The organism is Streptomyces sp. 796.1, from assembly GCF_047525675.1.
Classification (GTDB): Bacteria; Actinomycetota; Actinomycetes; order Streptomycetales; family Streptomycetaceae; genus Streptomyces.
This window is the reverse complement of sequence record NZ_JBLIWA010000003.1, coordinates 329,107-351,801: the sequence shown is the minus strand read 5'-3', so window position 1 is coordinate 351,801 and position 22,695 is coordinate 329,107. Positions and strand designations below refer to the sequence as shown.

The following is a 22,695-nucleotide window of genomic DNA, read 5'->3' as shown; positions in this document are numbered from 1 at the left end:
CGGGCGCGGGCCCGGCGGGCGGCGGGTGCGCCGTGCACCGGCGGGTCACCCGGTGGCCGAGCCCGGGCCCGCGACCACCTTGAGCCCTTTGACCTTGAGGTCGCTGATGGTCTGGCGCTGCACCTCCTTCAGGACCGAGCGGAAGGAGGTGCCGTCCGCGATGGCCTCCATGAAGGCGTCGCCGAGCCGCTGGTAGAGGGTGTCGACGGTCGGGCCCCACTTCCAACTGGTGTCGACCGCCCGGCCGGCCGCGGTGAACACCTGGCTGTAGGGCTGGCCGCCGAAGAACTCCTTGCGGCCCTGGAGGTCGGATGTGCTGTAGCCGGAGGCCGCGCTGGGGAACCCGTAACCGCCCTTGATCAGCAACTTGACGGATTCCGGCGCGGAGTTGAGCCAGACCGCGAAGGCCAGCGCGTCGCGCGGATAGGTGCAGTCGCGGAAGACCGCCGTGGTCGAGCCGCCCCAGTTGGCCTGCGCGTCCGCGCCGCGCTTCCACTGCGGCAGGGAGGCCACCCGCCACTTGCCCGCGGTTCCCGGGGCGTTGCCGGTGAGCAGGGCGTCGCCCCAGCTCGCGCCGATCCAGGACACGATGTCGCCGGTCTGGACGTCCTTGTACCAGGCGTTCTGCCGGTCCGGAATGGTCTTGATCAGGTCGTCGTCGACGAGCCGGCTCCAGAAGTCGGCGACCCGCAGCGAGGGGGGATCGTCGATGGCGACGGTCCACGTGTCGCCCCTGGTGCCGAACCAGCGGGCGCCGGCCTGCCAGGCCAGGCCCGCGATGCGGTTGCCGTTGGTGGCCGAGAAGGTCTCGATCCAGGCGCCGTGTTTACGGATCTCGCGCGCCGCGTCGGCGTAGTCGGCCCAGGTCCGCGGGGTGGCGACGTGCCAGCGGTCGAGCAGGTCCTGCCGGTAGAAGAGGCCCATGGGACCCGAGTCCTGCGGGATCGCGTACACCGACCCAGCGTACACCGACTGCTGCCACTGCCAGCCCACGAAGCGCGACCGGTAGCGCTCGGCGCCGTACTTCGACAGGTCGGCCAGGGCGTTGTCCAGCAGGAAGCTCGGTACGACGGAGTATTCGATCTGCGCCAGGTCCGGCGCCTCGCCCGCCTTGGCCGCGGCGTGCATCTTGGCGTACTGGGCGCCGCCGACGGCCGACACCTTCTGGAGCTCGATCTGCACCTCGGGGTGCTGGTCGTTCCAGAGCCCGACGGGGTTCTCGATGCCGGGGACCCAGGACCAGAAGCTGAGCGTGATCTTCTGTCCCGGCTTGCGCACCTTGACCTTGCCCGGGCCGTCGTTGCCACAGCCGGCCAGGGCGAGCCCGGCCGCGGCTGCCGCCGCGCCGCCCACCACGGTGCGTCGATCCGGTCCGTACGGGCTCATGCAAGGTCCTCCACGGGGATGCGGCGGAACGTGAGGGTCGAGTAGGCGCTGAAGTCTCCGGTTTCGTAGAGCAGGCCGACGGTCTCGGCGTCCAGGTGCACCAGGTCGCTGTAGGCGGCGGGCAGGCCGTCCACGGTGTGGGCGGGGCGCCAGGTGCGGCCCCCGTCACGGCTGGCGCGCACGGTCATCAGGGCCCGCGCGCCCGGGTGCGCGGGGCCCGCGAACAGCAGCAGCCCCGCGGGGTACGGGCCGGCCGGCGGCAGGTGCAGGGTGCTGGCCTGGACGACGGGCCCGGCGAGACCGGCCTGCGGGCGGAAGGGGCGGACGAGCGAGGCGCCGCCGTCGGCCGAATGGGCGTCGGCCCGGGTGCCGGGCGCCCTGCCGTCGCTGCGGGCGTTGAAGTAGAGCCGGCCGTCCGGGAGTTCGGCCACGGTCGTCTCGTTGACGTTGACGTAGCCGTCCGGGTTGTCGTCGACGTAGCCGATCCGCCAGCTCTGCCCGCCGTCGTCGCTGAGCAGGGCGTGACCGCCGTCGTAGGGGCCCTCGCCGGTGCCGCGCGCGGGCGGCGTCCGCGATGCCCTCGGTGGCGCCGTCCGCGGCGCCGTCCGCGGCGCCGTCCCCCCGGGCCGGCAGCGGCAGCGAGTGGTTGGCCGGCACGACCAGCCGCCCGGCGTGCGCGCCGTGCCGCAGCCGGATGCCGTGCCCGGGGCCGGTGGCGTACCACAGCCACTCCGGCCGCTTGGCCTCCCGGGTGATCTCGCGCGGGGCCGACCAGGTCTGCCCGTCGTCGTCGCTGTGCTGCACCCACACCCGCCGACCGTCGGCGGGTGCCACCAGGCCGCGGCGGATGCGCTCCTCGGTGGCGTCGGCCGCGCTGTGCACCTGGAGCAGCACGATCCGGCCGGCCGCGCCGACCACCGGGGCCGGGTTGCCCGCGGTGCCGTCGGCGTTGCGGCTGACGACCTGGAGCGGGCCCCAGCTCCGCCCGCCGTCGGTGGAGCGGCGGAGCACCAGGTCGATGTCGCCCGCGTCGGACGCCGACGCCACCCGGCCCTCGGCGAAGGCGAGCACGGTGCCCGCGTCCGTGACCACCGCCGCGGGGATGCGGTAGCTCGCGTATCCGCCGACGCCGGAGCGGAAGGGGACGGACTCGCCATACGCCTGATAGACCGTCATGCCGCTTGCCACGTAACCCTCCCGATGCCTCATGGCCATCGAGCGCCAACGACAGGACGTGGGACGTCCCTTGTGTGCGGTGACCATAAGGATCGTCATATAGAGCGTCAAGACACGGCACATGAACACTTCGCGCCGCGGCCGGCGGCGTTCCGCCGAACGATGCAGTCGCCGCGGCCCCGTTCTCCTCCGGACGGCCGAGGCGTGCGCCCGGGGCGAGACCTAGCGTGAACGGGGTGGAGGAGGCGTGGTCCAGCCGGCCGGGCGCGCCGGTCGAGGTCGCGCGCCGGCCGATGCGGACGGGCTTCCAGACGACACGTCCGGGTGCGGACCACTTGGTGCACGCGAGGGCGGCGCGAGCCCCCGTCAGCTCCGATCCGCCGCCAGACGCCTCCACCGGACGACGCGGAGAAGGCTCAGCGAGGGAGAGAAGGAGCGTACGCATGCGGGACGCATCGGAGGGCGCGGTACGCGACGGGGCGGGCGGACGGCTGCGGCCCGTCCCCCGGCACCTGCTGGAGGGGGCCGGCATGGTCGTGGTCGGCGCGGCCCTGTGGCTGTTCACCGGGGACGTCGACACCCCCGTCATCACGCTGCGGAAGGTGGGCGTGGTGCTGACGTTCCTCGGCTCGGGACAACTCCTGTACGCCGGGTACGGGGCGTGGCGCAGCAAGGGGTGAGGGCACGCCCGGGCCGCGGGCGGGTGGCGGGGGCGGCCGGGCCTCGCGTGGGAGGCGTCGTACGGGCCGGGCGGCGCGCGACGCAACGGAGTCGGCGGGGCGGGCGCGTTACGGGCGGCGGGGCGGAAGCGATACGGAGTCGGCGGGGCCGGGAGCGTACGGGGCGGCGGGGCGGGCCGTGGAAGCGCTCGGCCCGTGCCAACGGAGCAGGGCGTGGCGGCGCCGCAGGGCGTGGTGGACGTCGCACGATATTCGGTTGCCCGTGTTCGCCGGGCGGCGGACGATGACCTCTCGTGACGCCCCCCGAACAGCCCGATGTGGCAGCTTCCGACACCCCGCCCATCGCGCCCGCCAGCGGGGACGCCACCGACGTTCCGCCCGGGCCGGGCAAGGCGGCTGCCGGGGCGGCCGGCGAGCCGTCCGACGGTCCGGTCGGCGGGGCTGCCGGGGCGGCGGAGGCCGCGGCCGGGGGCCGGGTGCGGAGGTTGTTGCCCGACCTGTCGCCGTGGCGTTCCTCCCGTGACTTCCGGCTGCTGTGGATGTCCGGCGCCGTGACCGCGTTCGGCAGCTTCCTGACCATGGTGGCGCTGCCGTTGCAGATCAAGGAGCTGACCGGTTCGGCCTTCGCGGTCGGTGCCATCGGCGCGGTCCAGCTCGTACCGCTGATCGTCTTCGGCCTCTACGGCGGCGCGCTCGCCGATGCCATGGACCGGCGCAAACTGATCCTGCTCACCGAGCTCGGGCTCGCCACCCTGACGGCGCTGCTGCTGGTCAACAGCGTTCTGCCGGACCCGATGCTGTGGCCGCTGTATGTGGTGGCGGGGCTGACCAGTGCGCTGGCCGGGCTCCAGCAGCCGGCGATCGACGCGCTGACGGCCCGCATCGTGCCGCACGACCAGCTCACCGCAGCCGCCGCGCTGAACTCGATCCGCTGGCAGCTCTCGGCGATCGTCGGGCCCTCGCTGGCGGGGCTGATCGTGGCGTTCGCCGGGCTGCCCGTCGCCTACGGGCTCGACCTGCTGACGTTCGCCGTCTCCGCCTCGCTGGCGCTGCGGCTGGCCTCCGCGCCGCCCGCGCACGACGCGGAACGCCCCTCGCTGGCCGGCATCGTGGCCGGCGCCCGCTACGCCTGGCGGCGCAAGGAACTCCTCGGCACGTACGCGGTCGACATGGTCGCCATGTTCTTCGCCTTCCCCAACGCGATCTTCCCGTTCCTCGCCGACGACCTGGACGCACCGTGGGCGCTCGGCCTGATGTACGCGGCGGGCTCGGTCGGCTCCGTCCTGGTCAGCCTGACCAGCGGCTGGACCTCGCGGGTGCACCGGCACGGCCGCATGGTGGTGTTCGGGGCCGCGCTGTGGGGGCTCGCGATGGCGGCGGCCGGGGCGCTGCCGAACATCTGGTTGGTGCTGCTGTGCCTGGCGGTGGCCGGCGCCGCGGACATGATCAGTGGCCTGTTCCGGTCCACGCTGTGGAACCAGACCATCCCGGACGGGCTGCGCGGCCGGCTCGCGGGCATCGAGCTGCTGTCGTACATGACCGGCCCGCAACTCGGCCAGGTGCGGGCCGGCACGATGGCCGCGATGACCAGCGTCCGGGCCTCGGTCTGGTCGGGCGGCGTCGCCTGTGTCGTGGGCGTCGGGCTGCTGGCGGCGACGCTGCCCAAGCTGATGGCGTACGACGCGCGGACCAACCCGCACGCCCTGAAGATGCGCGCGGAACGCGCCGCCCGCGAGCCGGGTGCGGAGGCCGTGGCGTCCTGAGCGTGCCCCGGGGCGGGTGGCCGCTGCCGGGGCGGCTCGCGGCGGCGGGGCTTCGGCGCCGCGAGCGCGGTGCTCCCCCGCCCGGGCGCCCGCGCGTACGGGCACCTGGGCGTACGGGCACCTGGGCGTACGGGCGGGCACCGGGCGGACGGGGCCCGGGCCCCGGCTACGCCCCCGCGGCCCCGGCCTCCGCTTCCGGCTCCGCCTCGATGACCTGGATGATCGGCTTGCCGGGGGCCGTGCGCGGCGCGGTGTAGGCGTGGGGGGCCTCGTCCAGCGGGTGGACGGTGCTCACCAGCGGGCGGAGCCGGCCTTCGTGGACCCGGTGGGCCAGGTCGGCCAGCCGGTGCCGGTCGGGCTCGACGATGAAGAAGAGCGCACGGCCGCCCTCGGGGCTGACGGTGGGCGGCGCGGCGATCGTGACCAGCGTGCCGCCGGGCCTGACCTGGGCCGCGGAGGCGGCAAGCACCTCGCCGCCGATGACGTCGAGCACCAGGTCCACCTGGCCCGCGGCGGCCAGCTGGTCCGCGTCGAGGTCGAGGAAGGCGTGCGCGCCGAGTTCGGTGGCGATCGCCCGGTCCCGGGCCCGGCCGGTGGCGATGACGTACGCCCCGGCCTGGTGGGCGAGTTGGATGGCGAGTGAGCCGACCCCGCCGCCCGCCCCGTGGATCAGGACCCGCTGTCCCACCGCGAGCCGCCCGTGGTCGAAGAGGCCCTGCCAGGCGGTGAGCCCGGAGATCGGCAGCGCGGCGGCGCTCAGGTGGCTGACCGTCGCCGGCAGCGGGGCGAGGTTGCGCGCCTCCACCGCCACGTACTCGGCGAGCGTGCCGTCCCGGGTCCAGTCGGTGAGCCCGAAGACCCGCTGGCCCACGGTGAGCCCGGTGGTGCCGTAGCCGAGTTCGGCCACCACACCGGAGACCTCGTGCCCGAGGGTGCTGGGTGCGCGGTCCCGGCCCGCGCGGTCGGTCCAGGTGCCGGGCCAGTTCAGCTCGCCGGGGGTGAAGCCGGCCGCGTGCACCCGTACGATCACGTCGTTCTCGCCGGCGTGCGGGTAGGGCGCATCGGTCACCACCAGGCCCGCCGCTCCCGCCGCCCGCTCTCCCGTCCTGACTGCCCGCATCGCGCGCTCCCCCTCGGCCGCCGCCTGCCCTGTGCCTGCGTTCATGGCTTCGACGCTATAAGGCGGATTGGCCGGCCCGCTGGTCCAAATCTGCACCGAATTCGTGGGTCAAGAGTGCCCGGCCGCGGCCCGGAGAACCGCCGTCGACCTGCGGGAACTCCGGGATCATCGCGCCTCGGGGCGGGCTGGCCGGCGGCCTGGGCGCCGCCCGTCCGGGCGGCGGGCGGCTCGGCCGTTCCGGGGCACCCATGCGCTGCCGCGGCTCGGCCATGGCGGGGTCCCTGCGCCGCCGCGGGCCGGCCGCGGTCAGCCGGGCCACGACCGGCCGGCACGGCCCAGCCGCGGCCCACGGCCCGGCCCACACCACGGTCCGCGCCCCCTCCCCGGTTCAGTCGTTCCAGCGCGGGTCGCCCTGCCAGTCGCGTTCGCGGTCCGCCGCGTGCTCCATGGCGTGGGACGCCTCCTCACGGGTGGCGTACGGGCCCATCCGGTCGGCCGCCCGGCACTCCGGGCCCTCCTCCACGCGCTGGTGGCGCAGGCAGTAGTACCACTCGCCCGGCTTGCCCGGGGCGGGCTTCTTGAACAGCGCCATCACGGCTCCTCTTTCGCTCAGGTTTCCTCGCGCTCCGGCGCCCAGGCCGCGCACAGCCGGCAGCCGGGCGCAGGTCCGCTTGCGGCCATGGTGCCCGATGGCGCCTGGATACACTCGCTGGCATGTCTGGCCAGTCGCTTCTCGTACCGGGGGAGCTCTCCCCCATCCGTACCGTTCCCGCCGCCATCCCGCGGCCCGAGTACGTCGGCAAGGACGCCCCCACGCCGTACACCGGGCCCGAGGTGCAGGACGCCGAGACCATCGAGCGGATGCGGATCGCCGGGCGGATCGCCGCGCAGGCGCTCGTGGAGACCTCGCGGCACATCGCGCCGGGCGTCACCACCGACGAACTTGACCGCGTCGCGCACGAATTCCTCTGCGACCACCGGGCCTATCCGTCCACGCTCGGCTACCGCAACTATCCCAAGTCGCTGTGCACCTCGGTGAACGAGGTGATCTGTCACGGCATCCCCGACTCGACGGTGCTGCGCGACGGCGACATCGTCAACCTGGACATCACCGCCTTCATCGGCGGCGTGCACGGGGACAACAACGCCACGTACCTGTGCGGCGAGGTGGACGAGGAGTCACGGCTCCTGGTGGAGCGCACCGAGGAGTCGCTGGCGCGGGCCATCAAGGCGGTCAAGCCGGGGCGGCAGATCAACATCATCGGCCGGGTCATCGAGTCGTACGCCAAGCGCTTCGGCTACGGCGTGGTGCGTGACTTCACCGGTCACGGCATCAACACCTCGTTCCACTCGGGCCTGATCGTGCCGCACTACGACAGCCCGCACCACACGACCGAGATCAAGCCCGGCATGACCTTCACCATCGAGCCGATGCTGACGCTCGGCACGCACACGTACGACATGTGGGACGACGGCTGGACCGTGGTCACCAAGGACCGCAAGCGCACCGCGCAGTTCGAGCACACGCTGGTGGTCACCGAGACCGGCGCGGAGATCCTCACGCTGCCCTGACCCCGAACGCGCGCCGCGAGCGCACCGGTCCGTACGGGCCCCGTCCTCGAAGCCTTAGGGCTGGGGGCGGGGCCCGTCCGCATGTTGGGGCCTGGCGGCCGGCCGACCCCGCCCCACACGCCCCGTCTCTGGCTCACATCCCGGCCGCCCCGGGCCGCGCGCCGGCCGGCCCCGGCCGCACGCCGACCACCGTCCGTCACCGTCGCCCCGGCCGTCCGTCACCATCGCGTCCGGCGCCCGGGGCAGGCCGTCCGACCTGGGGATCTTTTACCGACAGTTCGTCGGCAACCAATTGACTTAGGCAAGCCTAACTAGACACAATCAGGAGGCGGCGCCACCCACAAACCCGGGTGTCCCGCACTGTTCGGGCTTTGTCATGCCTTTTCTGGCAGGCGTGGTCCGCAGTCCCTGTCGTTCCCGCAGCTCCCGCAGTCCCCGCAGTCACTTCAGTTCCTCTCCCCTCTGCACCCGGAGGTCCGCCTTGGACGCCGCATCCGCACCCGAGCCGTTCTCGACGGTGATCCGTACCGCTTCGCACGCCCAGCACACCGAGGCGGAGGGCTCGACGTTCATGAGCGCCCTGCTCGGCGGTGAGCTCGGGGTGGCCGCCTACCGGCGCTACACGGAACAGCTCTGGTTCGTCTACCGCGCCCTGGAGGAGGCCGCCGACACCCTGGCCGGCGACCCGGTCGCGGGCCCCTTCATACGTCCCGAACTGGCCCGTACCGCCCCGCTCGAACGCGACCTGGCCTTCCTCGGCGGCCCCGACTGGCGCACCGGTCTCCAGCCGCTGCCCGCCACCGCCGCCTACGCCGCGCGCGTCGCCGAGTGCGCCCGCCAGTGGCCCGCCGGCTACGTCGCCCACCACTACACGCGCTACCTCGGCGACCTGTCGGGCGGCCAGATCATCCGCGGCACGGCCGAGAAGACCTGGGGCTTCGCCCGCAAGGGCGACGGGGTCAGGTTCTACGTCTTCGACGGGATCGACAACCCGGCCGCGTTCAAGCGCGAGTACCGCGCGCTCCTGGACGCACTGCCCGTGGACGACCTGGAGAAGCAGCGCGTCATCGACGAGTGCAAGCAGGCGTTCGCCCTGAACACGGCGGTCTTCCGGGAGCTCGGCGAGGTCTTCGGCACCGACGGGCCCGGCCGCCTCAGCGCCTGACCCGGCGTCCGCCCGGGCGCCTGACCCGGCGGCGGACCCCGCGTCCGCCCCGGGGCCGGGCCCGCCCCGGCTCTGCCGCTCCCGCTCCCTTTCTCGCCCCATCCCGCTCCCGCCCCCGCGCGTCCCTCGCGCGGGGGCGTTGGCGTTCCCGGTCGGCCCGCACCGGCGCGTGCGGACGACGGAAGCGGCAGGGGTACGCGCCCTGGTACGCCCAGGCCCACGCCTGCGCGCGCGAGGGCGCCGTACACCGCGCCGCCGGAGCACGCCACGTGCGCCTCGTGTGCCGCGCCGCCCCGCCCGGGCACGCGCGCGTACGCACGGGCGCCCGCCCCGCCGGCCTGCTGGTCGGTGGGGCGGGCGCCGCGTGGGGAGGGGTTGCGCACCCAGGCGCGGGTGGGTCAGCCCTGGGCCGGGGTGGTCATCCGGCGACGGACCGCGTAGGCCGCGGCGCCACCGCCGATGACCAGCACGCCCGCCGCGCCGAGCAGCGCACCGGTGGGCACGTCGGCGCCGGTCGCCGCCAGCGAGCCGGAGCCGCCGGTGCTGCCGCCGCCCGTGCTGTCGCCGCCGGTCACGCCGCCGCTGCCGAACGCGTCGGTGCCGGTGCCACCGACCCCGCCCGTGCCGCCGGAGCCGCCGGTGGTGCCCGACGCGCCGTCAGAACCGCCGGAGCCCGCGGAGCCGCCGGAGCCGCCCGTGCCGCCGGGCACGTCCGGCAGGCTGGCGCCTTCGTCCAGCGAGACGGCGAGGGAGACCGGGTCGAGCTGCTCGCCGGCCTGGTAGTAGCCGCCGAACGCCTTGGCGCCGCCGGCGGTCAGCGTCGCCGGCACGCCCGCGAGGGTGACCACCTCGTCCTTGGCGGTCAGCGACCCGGCGGACAGCTTGAGGTCGGCCAGCACCTGGTCATTGCTCTTGGTGACCTTGCCGCTGACGCGGTCCTTGGACGACACGTCGGCGACCAGGGTGCCCTTGGTGCCCTTCGTACGAACCTTCAGATCACTGAACCGCAGGTCGAGCTTGCCCGCGTGGCCGGTGAAGCGGACCTGGCCGGCGAACTTGGCGTCGATCGCCTTGTCGGTCGCCTGGTAGCTGCCGCTGCCCTTGGGGAAGCGGTAGCCCTGGCCCTGCTTCGTGGCGCCGCCCGAGAGCGAGACCTTGCCGGAGGCGATCGGCCCCGTGACGTACTTGCGGAAGCCCTCCTTGACGCCCCAGTCCAGGTTGCCGGCGACGATCGGGCCGCTCTCCACGGGCTTCCCGGTGGCCCCGTCGGTCGGCTTGGCCGTGGGCTTGTCGCCCGGGCCCTCGGTGGGCTTGCCGCTCGGACCGTCGGTCGGGTTGGTGGTCGGGTTGGTGGTGGGCTTGTCGCTCGGGCCGTCGGTGGGGTTGGTGGTCGGCTTGCCGGTCGGCTGGTCCGTCGGCTTGTCGGTGGGCTTGTCCGTCGGCTTGCCGGTCGGCTCGTCGGTGGGCTTGCCGGTCGGCGGGTCGGTGGGCTCGGGCTTGACCGGGCCGCCCGGGGTGACCGTCAGCGTCGCCGGGTCCAGGTCGTCGCCGGCCGCGTAGAAGCCGCTGAACGCCTTGGAGCCGGCCTCGGTGAGCTTCGCCGGGATGTTGGCGAAGACCATCGCACCGCCCTGGCCCTGCCCCGGCCGGACCGCGGACAGGTCGAGGTCGGCCAGCCGCACGTCGTCGCTCTCGGTGACCTTGCCGGTCTTCATGTCCTTGGCGCGCACGTCGGCGGTGATGGCGCCGGTGGAACGCTGGGTGCTCAGCTTGAAGTCGCTCAACTTGAGGTCGAGCTTGCCCTCGTGGCCGGTGAAGCGGACGCTGCCGTTGAAGGCGGTCGCCACGGCGTGCGTGCCCGTGTCGTAGCTGCCGGACCCGCCGGTGAAGGTGAACGGGCCGTTGCCCGCGGCCTGCTGCGCGCCGTCCGCGGCGGTGATCTCGCCGTGCGCGATGGGCCCGCCGACGTACTTGCGGAAGCTCTCCTTCACGCCCCAGTCCAGCGTGCCGTTCTTGAGCTCAAGCTTCGGCGGCCCGGCCGGCTTGTCGCCGCCGTCGCCCGCGGCGTACGCGAAGGCCGGCAGGCTCAGCGCCGCGGCGCCCAGCGCGCAGACGGTGGCGATGGCGGCGGTACGGGCCGCGGTGGTGCGCCGCGCTCGGGGGGCGGCGGGCGGGGTGGTGGACATCGTGTGGACACTCCTAGCTGTTGGGGTGGAGCCGGGGCCGCGGGGGACACGGCCAGGCCGGTGGGGACGCCCGGCCTGGGGTGGCCGGGCTCAGGTGCCGCGGGGCGCGGCCGGCGGGTGTGCCGTACGCGTGGCCAGCGGCGGCCCCGTCAAGGGGCGTGCAGCAGTGGGGGGAGCGGTGCGGCGCAGGGGGCCGCGGGGTCGGGATGCGGCGCGGGGAGCGGGCGCACCCGACGGGCCGGGTAAGCGGGATGGGCCAGTTGAGTCGGATAAGCCAGCCGGGTCGGATGCGTCGGGCCGGTCGTACGGGGCGTTGGGGCCGTACGGGGCCTGCGCCGCGGTCGCGTGGGGCACGGCGGATCAGTCCTGGCCCGACGCGCCGTCAGCGGCGGCGGGGGTCGCACCGTCAGCGGCGTCGGCCCGGCGCTTGCGCAGGGCGACGACGACCGCAGCCGTGCCGGCGACCAGCAGCGCGCCGGCGCCGGTGGCCAGCAGCGGCGTGGCCAGTCCGGCTGAGCCGTCGCCGTCGCCCGAGCCGTCGGAGCCGTCGGAGCTGTCGGCGGCGGCGACCGCGGGCGCTGTGGCCGAACCCTTCGGCTGTGGGCTTGCGCTCGGTTCGCTGCCCAGGTCGGGCAGCGGCGGCAGGGTGGCGTCGGCGTCGACGGCCACCGCGAGCGAGAGCGGGTCCATGGCGGTGCCGGCGCGGTACATGCCGTCGAACGCGGCGGCGCCCTCCTTGGTGAGCTTGGTCGGCGTCTCCGCCAGGGCGACCAGGCCGTTCTTGGGCTTGCTGGTGCGCAGCGCCGCGGCGTCGAAGGTGACCAGGGGCACCGCGTCGCGGGTGGTGCCGGCGGTCGTCACGTCGGCGAAGAGGGTGCCCCGGCCGTCGGCCGCCTTGACCCGGACACCGCTCAGGGCGAGGTCGAGCTTGGCGCCGGTGAAGTGGGTGCGGCCGGTGAAGGTGGCGTCCAGGGTGCCGGTGCGCGGGTCGTAGCTGCCCTTGCCCGCGGGGAAGCGGAACAGCGCGCCGCCGTCCTCGGCCCCGCGGGTCAGTTGCCAACGGCCCTGTGCGATGGGCCCGGTGACGTACTCGCGGAAGGTGCGGCGCACGCCCCAGTCGACGGCCGCGGTCGCGATGGCGCCGGCCTTGGCCCGGGCGCCAGGGCGGTCGGTGGCCTTGCCCTTGTCCTTCTCCCCGCCCTTGCCCTCGCCCTGCTGCTGCTTCGGGTCGGCCTTCCCGTCCTCCGCGCCCGGGGTCGGTGTCGGGTCCGTGGCGGGTGCCCGCGCGATGTCGGCGGACAGGCTGAGCGGGTCGAGTGGGGTGCCGGCCGGGTAGTAGCCGGCGAACGCCTGGGCGCCGCGCGGGGTGAGCGTGGTGGGGATGGAGTTGAGGACCACGGCGGTGCCGCCGCCGCGCATGTTCACGCCGGACAGGTTGAGCGAGGCGAACGGGATCTGCCGGGCGTGGGTCACCTGGCTGCTGCCCTTGGCCCGGCTCACCACGTCCGCGTACAGGGTGCCGGTGCCGTTGCCCGGGGTGCGGACGGTCAGGCCGCTCAGCCGCAGGTCGAGTTCGTGACTGCCGTTCGGCTTGCGGTGGCCGACGAAGTGCACCCCGCCGGTGAAGGCGGCGCTGAAGGAGCCGCTGGCCGGGTCGTAGGAGCCGCGCGCCGAGTGGAAGCGGAACTGGCTCTCGCCGACCGTCGCGGCCCCGCCCTCCAGGCTCCAACTGCCCTGTGCGATGGGGCCGGTGATGTAGCGCTGGAAGGAGGACTTCAGGCCCCAGTCCAGTCGCCCGCCCGAAACGGAACGGTCCGCCGCGTGGGCGGCTGGGGCGGGTGAGACCGCGCCGATCAGCCCGGCGATGAGCACGAGCAGACAGGCGCGGGTGGGTCTGACTGGCAGCATCAGGTGCCCCTCCCGGAACGTAGCAATGCAGGTAAGGCTAACCTAAGCTACGACATGGTCTGGTCGGAACCCCCGGCAGCAGCAACCGCGTGACCAGCAAAGACGACAGAGAGGCGAGAAAGTGCAGCACCGGAAGTCGGCGAGGCGCCCCGCCCGCGCCCCGCGTCTCGTCGCCGCCGTCGCCGCCGCGCTGGCGCTCGCGGTCGGGCTCGGCGGCTGCGGCGGGTCCGGCGGTGACCAGGGCTCGGGCAAGGGCTCGGACGTACGGACCGCGGCCCAAGCGGAATCCCTGGAGCCACTCAAGGACACACCCGCACCACGCCTTCCGGCCACCGTCACCTCGGCCGACGGGCACCGCAGCACCGTCCGCAGTGCGGCGCGGATCGTGCCGCTCACCGGCTCGCTCTCGGAGATCGTGTTCACCCTCGGCCTCGGCGACCGCGTCGTCGGCCGGGACGTGACCGCCGACTTCGCGCAGGCCAAGAAGTTGCCGGTGGTCACGCGCGCGCACGACGTCTCGGCCGAGAACGTGCTCTCGCTCAAGCCCACCGTGGTCCTCGCCGAAACCACGACCGGCCCGGCCGAGGCCATCGACCAGATCCGGGACGCCGGCGTACCGCTGGTCGTCCTGGCGCCCGCCAAGGAGCTCGCCGACGTCGGCACCCGCATCGACGCGGTCGCCGCCGCGCTCGGCGTGCCGGACGCCGGCAAGGAGTTGCGCCAGCGCACCGAGGACCGGATCGAGGCGGTACGCGCCGGCACGAAGCGGCCGGCCGACGGCAAGGCGCCCCGCGTCGCCTTCCTCTACCTGCGCGGCTCGGCCGCCGTCTACCTGCTCGGCGGGCGCGACTCGGGGGCCGGCTCGCTGCTCGAAGCGGCGGGCGCGATCGACGCGGGCGAGGAGTCCGGCCTGACGAAGGACTTCACACCGATCACCAGCGAGGCGCTGGCCAAGGCCGCCCCGGACGCCATCCTCGTCATGTCCAAGGGCCTGGACTCGGTAGGCGGCGTGGACGGGCTGCTCAAGCTGCCCGGTGTCGCCGAGACTCCGGCCGGCATGGACCGCCGCATCGTCTCCATCGAGGACGGCAAACTGCTCAACTACGGCCCGCGCACCGACCAGGTGCTGCGCTCGCTGGTGGACCAGTTGTACGGGGCCGCCTCGTGACGCTCTCCGCCAACTCCCCGCGGCCGGCCGGGCGGATCGCCGCCGGGGCCGACGCGACGACCGGGCCCACCGCACGCCCCGGGCGACCCGCGCGCCCCGTACCAACCGGTGCAGCGACCCCGGCCGCCGATCCGACCGCCCCCGGAACCACCCCGGCACCCGCGCCCGCCCCCGAGCGGGCCGCGACCACTGAGCAGGTCGCCACCACCGGACAGACCACCCCCACCGGGTCGGCCACCGCGGCCGACCCGCAGCAGCCCGGCCCGCAGCAGCCCGGCCCGCAGCAGCCCGGCCCGCCCCGCGCGGGAGCGGCGGCCAAGCGTGGTGGCCGGCGTGCCCGCACCACCGTGCTGACCTTCGCCCTCGCCGCCGCCTTGTTCGTGCTCTGCCTGGTGGCCGCCGGCACCGGTGCGTACGACATCCCGCTCGGCGACGTGGTCTCCTCCGCGCTGCACCGCACGCACCTGGGCGGCAGCGCGCTCGACCGGGTCGGCGAGAGCGTGCTGTGGAACGTACGGCTGCCGCGCGTGGTGCTCGCGCTGCTGGTCGGGGCCTCGCTGGGGTGTGCGGGAGCGCTGATGCAGGGCGGGTTCGGCAATCCGCTGGCTGAGCCCGGGGTGATCGGCATCTCGGCGGGCGCCGCGGTGGGCGCGGTCGGCTCCATCGCACTCGGCCTGACCTTCCTCGGCGACTGGACGGTGACCGCCTGCGCGTTCGCCTCCGGGCTGCTGACCGTGCTGCTGGTGTACGTGCTCTCGCGCTCGGACGGCAAGACCGAGGTGGTCACGCTGATCCTCACCGGCATCGCCGTCAACGCCTTCGCCGGCGCGCTGATCGGCCTGTTCATCTTCTTCGCCGACAACGCCCAGATCACCCAGATCACCTTCTGGCAGCTCGGCAGCCTCTCCCAGGCGACCTGGCCCAAGGTGCTCGCGGTGCTGCCGTGCGCGCTGGCCGGCCTGTTCTTCGCCCCGTTCTACGCCCGCCAACTCGACCTGCTGGCCCTCGGCGAGCGCCCCGCCCGGCACCTGGGCGTGGACGTGGAGCGGCTGCGGGTGACCGTGGTCGTGCTGGTGGCGCTGCTGACGGCCGCCGCGGTCGCGGTCGCGGGCATCATCACCTTCGTCGGCCTGCTGGTCCCGCACCTGCTGCGGATGGCCGCGGGCCCCGGGCACCGCTTCCTGGTCCCGGGCAGCGCGCTGGGCGGCGCGGTCGTCCTGGTCGCCGCCGACCTCGCGGCCCGCACCGTGGCCCAGCCGGCGGAACTGCCGCTCGGCGTGCTCACCGCGCTCTTCGGCAGCCCGTTCTTCTTCTGGCTGCTGCGCAGGACCCGTCGTAAGCAAGGAGGTTGGGCATGAGCGTACGGACCCTCGCCAGCCGGCTCGGCGGGCGGGCCCGCCAGGTGCCCGGCCGGCCGGCCCCCGGCGAGCTCGCGGCCGAGGTCAGCGACGTGCGGGTGGCGCTCGGCGCCCGGCAGGTGCTGACCGACGTCTCGCTGCGCGTCACGGCGGGCGAGGTGCTGGCCCTGGTCGGGCCGAACGGGGCCGGCAAGTCCACGCTGCTCGCCGTCCTCGCCGCCGACCTGCCGGCCGGCTCTGGCGCCGTCCGCATCGACGGCCGGCAGGTCGCCGACTGGACCGCGGGCGAACTGGCGCTGCGCCGCGCCGTGTTGCCGCAGTCCGCCGCGCTCTCCTTCCCGTTCACGGTGGAGGAGGTGGTACGGATGGGCCGCGCCCCGTGGGCCGGGACGCCGGCCGCCGACGAGGACGACCCGGCGGTGGCGCGGGCGATGGCGACCACGGAGGTGGCCGAGTTCGCCGACCGGCCCTTCAGCGCGCTGTCCGGCGGCGAACGGGCCCGGGTCGCGCTGGCCAGGGTGCTGGCCCAACGCGCGGCCCTGCTGCTGCTCGACGAGCCGACCGCCGCCCTCGACCTGCGCCACCAGGAGTTGGTGCTGCGGGTGTGCCGGGAGCGGGCCGCCGCGGGCGACGCGGTCGTGGTGGTCCTGCACGACCTGGGCCTGGCGGCGGCGTACGCGGACCGCACCGCCGTCCTGCACCGGGGCCGGATCGTCGCCGACGGGCCACCGGCCGAGGTCTTCGACGCGGGGTTGCTCTCCGACGTCTACCGACAGCCGATCGAGGTGCTGCCCCACCCGCGCACCGGGGTGCCGCTGGTGGTGCCGCGCCGCGACGGGGGGCCGGGGCCGGGCTGAGCGGGGGGGGGGGCTCCCCGCGGGCGCGGATGGGCACGGCGGGCGCGAGTGAGCACGGCGGGCGCGGGTGGGCGCGGGGGCCGCGGGGGGGGCGCGCCACTCCCCCGGCCCGGTGCGGCCCGTGCCCCGTATAGGGTTGCGCCGTTCGTGGCGTCCTCGATGGGAAGCGAGGCGCACCCGAAGGAGCAGGAGCCCATGATGGGAAGGTTGCCCCGGCTGAAGTGGGCGGCTGCGACGGCCGCGCTGGCGCTGTCGGTGACCGGGTGCATGACGGTGCACGGCGAGCGGGAAGTGATCCCGGCGGTGGCCAAGGACGAGGCGCCCGAGGTCCTCAAGCAGTTCACCACCACGTACAACAAGGCGTGGCGGACGGCCGATCCGAAGCTGATCGAGCAGGTCGAGACCGGTCCGCTGCTGGCCATCGGCAAGGCGGACCTGACGGCCGAACACGCGGTCAACCCGGCCGGCAACCCGCGGGCCGGGACCCTGGAGCTGACCGACGCCCGCTTCACCATCCCCCAGCAGGCGGGGTGGCCCAAGTTCTTCGTCGCCGACGCCGACAGCAACCGCGGCCCCAACCGCTGGATGCTGCTCTTCACCCGCACCGGCCCTGACGCCCCCTGGCGCGCCGCGTACCTCTCGCTGCTCAGCGACGACGAGGTGCCCGACTTCGCGCTGGACGACGAGGGGTACGCGCAACCGGTGCGCACCGGCGCCGACTCCGGTCTCGCCGTCCGGCCCGACCGGCTCAGCTCGACGTACGCCAGCTATCTGATGACCGGCGAGGGCTCGACGTTCACCGAGGGGCCCGCCACCTCCGGGCTGCGCGCGGAGCGCAAGAAGCACGTGCGCACCCCGAAGTACTGGACCGAGTACATCGACTCGCCCGCCCGCGGCGCGGACTTCGCCCCGGCCGGGCTGCGCACCAAGGACGGCGGGGCGGTGGTGTTCTTCGCCTCGTACCACCGGCAGAAGCAGACCGCGGCCAAGGGCTACCGGCCCACGCCCCCCGAGCGCGTACAGGCCGTGATGACCGGCAAGGCCGACAAGGCCGTCACCCTGACCCGCGTCTTCGAGTCCTCGGTCCGCGTCCCCGCCGCCGGCGCGCCGGACAAGCAGGTGGTCTTCCTCAACCGGCTGGAGGGCGTGACGTCCGCCAAGGGCGAGTAGCGGCGGCGGGCACGACGGGCTCGGCGGACGCGGCGGGCGGCTGGTCGGTGGCGCCGGGCGCGCTCGGCGGACGCTGCCGCGGGTGCGCCGGGCGCGCGGGGTCGGTCGGCCGGGTCAGCGCCCGATGGGCCAGGCGGCGGTCTCGTGCTCGGGGTCCTCGCTGGCGTACAGCGCGCACGCGTCGGTGAGCGTCTCCAGCAGGGTCAGCGGGTCGGGCAGCGGGCGCTCGGGGCCGAGCAGCCAGCCCACGCGGCCGTCACCGGGCAACTGCGCCGGCGGTACGAGCACATAGCTGCCGCGGCAGTGCCAGCGCAGCCCCGGGTGCTCGTCCATGGTCTCCGGGTGGCAGTCCAACTCGCAGGGCCACCACTCGTCCTCGTCGTCCGGGGTGCCGCGGGTCGCGGTGAAGAAGAGCATCCGGTCCGGGCTACAGGTGGCGACCGGGCCGACCTCGACGCCGGCCGCGCCCAGCCGCTCCAGGGCGTGCCGCCCGGCGTCCACCGGCACGTCGAGCACGTCGTGGTTGATGCCGGTCGCGGTGATGAAGTTGGCGTCGGGCTGGGTGCGCAGCCAGCGGGTGACGCGCTCGGGGTCGGTGGTGGCCTGGGTCTGCCAGCCGAAGGAGAGGGGGTGCCGGGCCGGGGTCGGACAGCCGACGCGTTCGCAGGAACATCGGTAGCCGGCCGGGTGGGCGGCCGGGGCGAGGGGGAAACCGGCGCCCGCCGCGGCCAACAGCAGATCCTCACGCGAGCCCCCGGCGCCGGCCGGGTCCGCATCAGCGCCCGATCCGCCCCTCGGTCGGCGCAGCCACTGGGAGAACCTGCCTTTGCGTTCCATCTATCCCCTCGCTTCACCGCTGTCCTGGGATCAATGCTGCCACCATCCTGCGCCCCAGGTGACCGCGGTACGGAGCCGGGGCGGCAGAGCCTATCCAGCCAGCGGGCGGCAAGCTCGGGCATATCCCGATTTTTTGCCCTAGCGTTTTGCTTATGATCACTCGGGGTGCCGAGCTGGCCGTCCACCCACCGACCGTGAACGTTCCGGGGTGGGGTGCGGGAGGCGAGGCGCTGGGGTGCGGGATGGTACGGGGTGGGGTGCGCGTTGTGCGACGGCGGTTCCCCGGGCCGGGCCGGGGCCGTCCCGGCGGGGCCGGCGGCAGGCCGAAACCGGCCGACCGCGAGCGACCCCGGGGCCGGCCGACCGGCGGCGGGCCACCCCGTGGCACCTGGACCGGCCGCAGCCTCCCCGACGGCGGCCTCCCCGCGAGCCGCAGGACCGGCCGCGACCTACCCGGCACCGGTCGACACGGCGGCGGGCGGCTCGGCGGGCGGCTCGACGAACGAACCCCAGGCGACGCGGCGAGCAACCCCGGCGGACGACCCCGCAAGCACCGCGGGACTACCCAGCAGACGGCTCGGCGGGCGACCCCGAGGGCGACACGGCGATGCCGCGCAGCACCTGGTCCACGATCGCGTCCGCGTATCCGTGGCTCAGCGGCAGCGTCCGCAGGGACCAGCGGTGGAAGAGGGAGCCGACGATCATTTCGACGGCGACCCGCAGATCGGCGTCGGCGGCGATGTGGCCGGCCTGCTGGGCGGTGCGCAGCCGCGCGGCCCAGGCGTCGAGCTGTGGTTCGAGGACGCGGGCGTTGAGTTCGGCGCCCAGCTCCGGATCGTTCTGGCTCTCGGCCACCAGCGCCCTGGTGGGCAGCGCGTACTTAGGGTTCTCCATCTCGTCGACGGTGGCGCGCAGCACCGACTTGAGGTCGGCGGCGAGGTCTCCCGTGTCGGGGAGGGTGACCTCAGGGGCCCCGTCGCTCTGGTCCAGGAAGGAGTCGAAGAGCACCGCGGCCTTCGACGGCCACCAGCGGTAGATGGTCTGCTTGCCGACCCCCGCACGGGCGGCGATCGCCTCGATGGTGAGCTTGCCGAAGCCCACCTCGCCGACGAGTTCCAGGGCGGCGTCCAGGATGGCGCGGCGCGAGCGTTCGCTGCGGCGGCTTGAGTCGGGGGCCGTCTTACGGGCCATGTTCTCGGTCATGGCCGGCAATCTACCAATTGCGAGGCGAGACGTATCGTCTTGACAAGCCCTCACCCCACCCCGCAGACTCACGTCATGCGAGACGAAACGTCTCGTACGGGATTGCCGTAGTCGACCGCCGACAACGGCCGCCCCATCGACACAGGCCCCAGAGAAGCGAAGCGAGACGAAGGAGACCCCCATGAGCAAGGGACGTTCCGGAAGCATGCTCGGCGTCGGCGGCACCCGCGCCAACCTCTCCCGGTCCGCGCTGCGCGGCGGGCGCGGCGGACGCGGGGCGCAGGGCGACCTCGACCCGATGGCGCAGAAGCGGGCGCTGCTGCGCAAGCTCCAGGAGAAGCGCGACGCGGCCACGGACGCGTGAGCCCGCCCCCGTCGCGGACCCCGACACCGCGGCGGGCCTCACATCGCGGGTGGCCCCACACCGCGGCGGCGCCCCACCCGCACCACGCGGGGGGTGGCCCGCATCGCGGCGCGGGGCCGCCACACCGCGGCACAACCCCGCCCCCGGCCGCCTCGCGCGTGGAAGCGGGGCGGTCGCCTCGCGTACGGAATCGGCCAGCACCCCCCGTACGCCGAACGACCCCTCCGGGCGGCGCATCCGACGGACCCCGGTGCCCCCCACCGGTCCCACCGCGCCCGGGCCCCCGGCCACGGCGGGACCACGGGCCGCCGCGTCGGCCGCCCGGCCGCACCTCCGTGTGAACGGTCACCTTTCCCAGCCAATCGGTTCATAACGACCGCGTGGCAGGTCATCCTGGGCTAGTCGGAGATGGCCCGTTCGGTCCATGCACTGCGGTTCATGAGGATGGACGATTTTGGTGCGCACGCGATCCGTGCGTAGCCACCGCCACCGGGAGGAGACCTCGTTGCGTACGTCTGCGCGCCGCGCGACCCCGCGCCGCTACCTGATGTGCCCACCCACACACTTCAAGGTCACGTACTCCATCAACCCCTGGATGGACCCGTCCAAGCCCGTGGACCTCGCGCTGGCCCGCACCCAGTGGGAGGAGTTGCGCGACCGCTACCGGGCGCTGGGCCACACCGTCGACGAGCTCACCCCCGACCCGGCGCTGCCCGACATGGTGTTCGCCGCCAATGGTGCGCTGGTCGTGGAGGGGCGGGTGCTCGGCGCCAGGTTCGCCCACCCCGAGCGCACCGCGGAGGCCGTCGCGCACGCCGCCTGGTTCCGCGCCCACGGCTACGCCGACGTGTGGGAGCCGGAGCACATCAACGAGGGCGAGGGCGACTTCGCCGTCACCGCCTCGCTGCTGCTGGCCGGCCGCGGCTTCCGCAGCAGCCCGCTCTCGCACCCCGAGGCGCAGGAGTTCTTCGGCCGCCCGGTGATCGGGCTCGACCTGGTCGACCCGCGCTACTACCACCTGGACACGGCGCTCGCCGTGCTCGACGACACCACCGACGACGACGTCATGTACTACCCGGGCGCGTTCTCGCCCGGCAGCCAGGCCGTGCTGGCCCGGCTCTTCCCCGATGCGCTGATCGCCACCGAGGCGGACGCGGCGGCCTTCGGCCTCAACGCCGTCAGCGACGGCCGCCACGTACTGCTGCCGCAGGAGGCGGTGGGCCTGTTCGAACCGCTGCGGGACCGCGGGTACGAGCCGATCGGGCTCGACCTCGGCGAACTCCTCAAGGGCGGCGGCAGCGTCAAGTGCTGCACCCAGGAGCTGCGCTGACCACCCGCCGGGGCCGTCCCACGCGCCACTGACGCGCGGCCACCGGCCCCACGACGACCCTCTGCCGCTGGACCACCTGCCGCAGGACCACCTTTCGTACGACACCGGTCGGGGATCCGCCCCGCAACCGGCACGAACACCTTCCTGACCAGCGCGTATGTCAGCCCCACCAGCGGTGCGCACGGCGCGAGCCGCCCGGCGGGCCGGGTGCGGCGCCACCGTCCAGGGCCCGTGTCCGACGGCGCCGCCCCGGCCTGCTCCGGCCCACCCCGGCCGCCCTGCCCGCGCCGGCCGCCCTCACTCGTCCGCTCCGCGCGCCCGCGCCCAGCACCACGGGCACACAGGGCGCGCCCAGCACACCAGGGCGGTCTCAGTCCGGTGTAGCCCGGTTCAGTCCGCGACCGGGCCGTCCGCGGGCGGCCACGTGTCGCCCCAGGCCACGTCGCGGGCGCTGCGGTACAGCGCACCGCGCCGCTTGGTGACCACCTCGCGGCGCAGTTCCCCGTCAGCCGTGCACAGGTCGAGCAGCACCTGCCCCTTGCGGATCTGCGGGTGCCGCACCACCCGGTGGGCCGGGCCGCGCCCGGCGGCCGGGGCCACCGACGGCGCCACGGCCACCACGTAGCTGAACTTCTCGTCCTCGTACGACAGCGAGCCGCCCTTGACCTGGCGGTGCAGCGAGGAGCGGCTGACCCGGGCCGCGAAGTGGCACCAGTTGGTGCCGGGGGTGATCGGGCAGTCGAGGTCGTGCGGGCAGGGCGCGATGACGGTCAGGCCGGCGGCGATGAGCTGGGCGCGGGCCCGCAGCACCCGGGCGTAGCCCTCCGGGGTGCCGGGCTCGACGACCACGACGGCCTGCCCGGCGCCGGCCGCAGCCGCCACCACCGCGTCCCGGTCCGCCTCGGTGAGCTCGCCCAGCAGGTAGGAGACGGTGATCAGGTCGGCCGGTTCGGGGAGAGTGAAGCCGGTGCCGATGGGCCGGCGCTGCCAGCGCATGGCGCGCAGCGCGGCCGATTCGGCGTCGGCCGCCAGTTCCCGACCGAGCGCGAGCGCCGGCTCGGCCCAGTCGTAGACGGTGCCGGTCCGCTGCCCGTCGGCCCAGGTCGCGGCCGTCGCCCAGGTCGCGGCCCCGGTCCCGCCACCGATGTCCAGATGGCTGGCCGGCACCCAGCACGGGGCGGCATCGCGCAGCGCCCCGAGCGCGTGCCGTACGGCCTCGAAGGTGGCGGGCATCCGGTAGGCGGCGTACGCGGCGACGTCGGAGCGGTCGCGCAGCACCGGCGCCGACGTGGGGGTGCGCCCCCGGTAGGTGCCGATCAGCCGCTCGACGGCCTGCGCGGCCTGGCTGGGCGGGAGCCCGTCGAGCAGGGCGGCGAGCGCGAGGCGCAGGCTCTCACCGGTGATCGGGGGGTGCTGGCCCGCGTCGTCGGCGGCAGGTCGGGAGGCGTGCAT

At 74.7% G+C, this 22,695-nt stretch carries 18 protein-coding genes and 1 pseudogene; 10 read left to right on the top strand and 9 right to left on the bottom strand.

Annotation, left to right across the window (positions count from 1 at the left end):
• Positions 1-45: 45 nt before the first annotated feature.
• A complete protein-coding gene (locus ACMA1D_RS04210; RefSeq protein ID WP_414722480.1) occupies positions 46-1,386 on the bottom strand; it encodes an ABC transporter substrate-binding protein in 1,341 nt (446 codons plus the stop codon).
• Positions 1,383-2,562 (bottom strand): annotated as a pseudogene (locus ACMA1D_RS04205) (sialidase family protein). The gene ACMA1D_RS04210 and the pseudogene ACMA1D_RS04205 overlap by 4 nt, the downstream one beginning before the upstream one ends.
• Before the next feature lie 443 nt (positions 2,563-3,005).
• Between ACMA1D_RS04205 and ACMA1D_RS04200 the strand changes: the two are divergent.
• Both ACMA1D_RS04200 and ACMA1D_RS04195 read left to right on the top strand, forming a co-directional pair.
• Positions 3,006-3,242: a DUF5708 family protein gene (locus ACMA1D_RS04200; protein WP_414722479.1), complete on the top strand. Its 237-nt coding sequence runs from the start codon at positions 3,006-3,008 to the stop codon at positions 3,240-3,242.
• 476 nt (positions 3,243-3,718) lie between these two features.
• On the top strand, positions 3,719-5,005 hold the full coding sequence (locus tag ACMA1D_RS04195; RefSeq protein ID WP_414722520.1) for an MFS transporter: 1,287 nt from the start codon (positions 3,719-3,721) through the stop codon (positions 5,003-5,005).
• A 166-nt stretch (positions 5,006-5,171) separates the two neighbouring features.
• Here the strand turns inward: ACMA1D_RS04195 and ACMA1D_RS04190 are convergent, their stop codons facing one another.
• Positions 5,172-6,125, bottom strand: coding sequence for an NADP-dependent oxidoreductase (locus tag ACMA1D_RS04190; protein WP_414722519.1), 954 nt, complete (start codon positions 6,123-6,125; stop codon positions 5,172-5,174).
• Between the two features lie 388 nt (positions 6,126-6,513).
• Positions 6,514-6,717, bottom strand: coding sequence for a hypothetical protein (locus ACMA1D_RS04185; protein ID WP_414722478.1), 204 nt, complete (start codon positions 6,715-6,717; stop codon positions 6,514-6,516).
• 122 nt (positions 6,718-6,839) lie between these two features.
• Here ACMA1D_RS04185 and map point away from each other — a divergent pair, with 122 nt between their 5' ends.
• Both map and ACMA1D_RS04175 read left to right on the top strand, forming a co-directional pair.
• Complete coding sequence (gene map / locus ACMA1D_RS04180; RefSeq protein ID WP_349997249.1) at positions 6,840-7,697, top strand: type I methionyl aminopeptidase; 858 nt, start codon at positions 6,840-6,842, stop codon at positions 7,695-7,697.
• Between the two features lie 481 nt (positions 7,698-8,178).
• Positions 8,179-8,862: a heme oxygenase (biliverdin-producing) gene (locus tag ACMA1D_RS04175; protein ID WP_414722477.1), complete on the top strand. Its 684-nt coding sequence runs from the start codon at positions 8,179-8,181 to the stop codon at positions 8,860-8,862.
• Between the two features lie 398 nt (positions 8,863-9,260).
• Here the strand turns inward: ACMA1D_RS04175 and ACMA1D_RS04170 are convergent, their stop codons facing one another.
• Both ACMA1D_RS04170 and ACMA1D_RS04165 read right to left on the bottom strand, forming a co-directional pair.
• The gene (locus ACMA1D_RS04170) at positions 9,261-11,048 is read right to left on the bottom strand and encodes an HtaA domain-containing protein (RefSeq protein ID WP_414722476.1); all 1,788 of its coding nucleotides are present in this window, start codon (positions 11,046-11,048) and stop codon (positions 9,261-9,263) included.
• Between the two features lie 360 nt (positions 11,049-11,408).
• Positions 11,409-12,956 (bottom strand): HtaA domain-containing protein, encoded by a 1,548-nt coding sequence (locus ACMA1D_RS04165; RefSeq protein ID WP_414722475.1) that lies wholly within the window; start codon positions 12,954-12,956, stop codon positions 11,409-11,411.
• Positions 12,957-13,077: 121 nt separating this feature from the next.
• On the opposite strand from ACMA1D_RS04165, the gene ACMA1D_RS04160 reads away from it, so the two are divergent.
• The 4 genes from ACMA1D_RS04160 to ACMA1D_RS04145 all read left to right on the top strand — a co-directional run bounded on the left by ACMA1D_RS04160 (position 13,078) and on the right by ACMA1D_RS04145 (position 17,509).
• On the top strand, positions 13,078-14,124 hold the full coding sequence (locus tag ACMA1D_RS04160; RefSeq protein ID WP_414722474.1) for a heme/hemin ABC transporter substrate-binding protein: 1,047 nt from the start codon (positions 13,078-13,080) through the stop codon (positions 14,122-14,124).
• On the top strand, positions 14,121-15,482 hold the full coding sequence (locus tag ACMA1D_RS04155) for a FecCD family ABC transporter permease (protein WP_414722473.1): 1,362 nt from the start codon (positions 14,121-14,123) through the stop codon (positions 15,480-15,482). The genes ACMA1D_RS04160 and ACMA1D_RS04155 overlap by 4 nt, the downstream gene beginning before the upstream one ends.
• Entirely contained in the window at positions 15,479-16,339 is an 861-nt protein-coding gene (locus ACMA1D_RS04150; RefSeq protein WP_414722472.1) for a heme ABC transporter ATP-binding protein, read from the top strand. The genes ACMA1D_RS04155 and ACMA1D_RS04150 overlap by 4 nt, the downstream gene beginning before the upstream one ends.
• A gap of 195 nt (positions 16,340-16,534) precedes the next feature.
• Positions 16,535-17,509 (top strand): hypothetical protein, encoded by a 975-nt coding sequence (locus tag ACMA1D_RS04145; protein WP_414722471.1) that lies wholly within the window; start codon positions 16,535-16,537, stop codon positions 17,507-17,509.
• A 114-nt stretch (positions 17,510-17,623) separates the two neighbouring features.
• Here the strand turns inward: ACMA1D_RS04145 and ACMA1D_RS04140 are convergent, their stop codons facing one another.
• Together ACMA1D_RS04140 and ACMA1D_RS04135 are read right to left on the bottom strand one after the other, a co-directional pair.
• Positions 17,624-18,346 (bottom strand): bifunctional DNA primase/polymerase, encoded by a 723-nt coding sequence (locus tag ACMA1D_RS04140; RefSeq protein ID WP_414722470.1) that lies wholly within the window; start codon positions 18,344-18,346, stop codon positions 17,624-17,626.
• A gap of 561 nt (positions 18,347-18,907) precedes the next feature.
• Positions 18,908-19,537, bottom strand: coding sequence for a TetR/AcrR family transcriptional regulator (locus ACMA1D_RS04135; RefSeq protein ID WP_414722518.1), 630 nt, complete (start codon positions 19,535-19,537; stop codon positions 18,908-18,910).
• A 193-nt stretch (positions 19,538-19,730) separates the two neighbouring features.
• On the opposite strand from ACMA1D_RS04135, the gene ACMA1D_RS04130 reads away from it, so the two are divergent.
• Together ACMA1D_RS04130 and ddaH are read left to right on the top strand one after the other, a co-directional pair.
• A complete protein-coding gene (locus tag ACMA1D_RS04130) occupies positions 19,731-19,913 on the top strand; it encodes a DUF6243 family protein (protein WP_414722469.1) in 183 nt (60 codons plus the stop codon).
• 472 nt (positions 19,914-20,385) lie between these two features.
• A complete protein-coding gene (gene ddaH, locus ACMA1D_RS04125; RefSeq protein WP_414722517.1) occupies positions 20,386-21,243 on the top strand; it encodes a dimethylargininase in 858 nt (285 codons plus the stop codon).
• A 390-nt stretch (positions 21,244-21,633) separates the two neighbouring features.
• Here the strand turns inward: ddaH and ACMA1D_RS04120 are convergent, their stop codons facing one another.
• On the bottom strand, positions 21,634-22,695 hold the full coding sequence (locus ACMA1D_RS04120; RefSeq protein ID WP_414722468.1) for a small ribosomal subunit Rsm22 family protein: 1,062 nt from the start codon (positions 22,693-22,695) through the stop codon (positions 21,634-21,636).

Excerpts from the sequence above, each read along its gene's own strand:
- ACMA1D_RS04120 (WP_414722468.1), bottom strand. The coding sequence starts at position 22,695 with ATGCACGCCTCCCGACCTGCCGCCGACGACGCGGGCCAGCACCCCCCG.
- ACMA1D_RS04185 (WP_414722478.1), bottom strand. The coding sequence starts at position 6,717 with ATGGCGCTGTTCAAGAAGCCCGCCCCGGGCAAGCCGGGCGAGTGGTAC.
- ACMA1D_RS04165 (WP_414722475.1), bottom strand. The coding sequence starts at position 12,956 with ATGCTGCCAGTCAGACCCACCCGCGCCTGTCTGCTCGTGCTCATCGCC.
- ACMA1D_RS04130 (WP_414722469.1), top strand. The coding sequence starts at position 19,731 with ATGAGCAAGGGACGTTCCGGAAGCATGCTCGGCGTCGGCGGCACCCGC.
- ACMA1D_RS04145 (WP_414722471.1), top strand. The coding sequence starts at position 16,535 with ATGATGGGAAGGTTGCCCCGGCTGAAGTGGGCGGCTGCGACGGCCGCG.
- ACMA1D_RS04135 (WP_414722518.1), bottom strand. The coding sequence starts at position 19,537 with ATGGCCCGTAAGACGGCCCCCGACTCAAGCCGCCGCAGCGAACGCTCG.
- map (WP_349997249.1), top strand. The coding sequence starts at position 6,840 with ATGTCTGGCCAGTCGCTTCTCGTACCGGGGGAGCTCTCCCCCATCCGT.
- ACMA1D_RS04150 (WP_414722472.1), top strand. The coding sequence starts at position 15,479 with ATGAGCGTACGGACCCTCGCCAGCCGGCTCGGCGGGCGGGCCCGCCAG.
- ACMA1D_RS04190 (WP_414722519.1), bottom strand. The coding sequence starts at position 6,125 with ATGCGGGCAGTCAGGACGGGAGAGCGGGCGGCGGGAGCGGCGGGCCTG.
- ACMA1D_RS04170 (WP_414722476.1), bottom strand. The coding sequence starts at position 11,048 with ATGTCCACCACCCCGCCCGCCGCCCCCCGAGCGCGGCGCACCACCGCG.
- ACMA1D_RS04200 (WP_414722479.1), top strand. The coding sequence starts at position 3,006 with ATGCGGGACGCATCGGAGGGCGCGGTACGCGACGGGGCGGGCGGACGG.
- ACMA1D_RS04140 (WP_414722470.1), bottom strand. The coding sequence starts at position 18,346 with ATGGAACGCAAAGGCAGGTTCTCCCAGTGGCTGCGCCGACCGAGGGGC.
- ACMA1D_RS04210 (WP_414722480.1), bottom strand. The coding sequence starts at position 1,386 with ATGAGCCCGTACGGACCGGATCGACGCACCGTGGTGGGCGGCGCGGCG.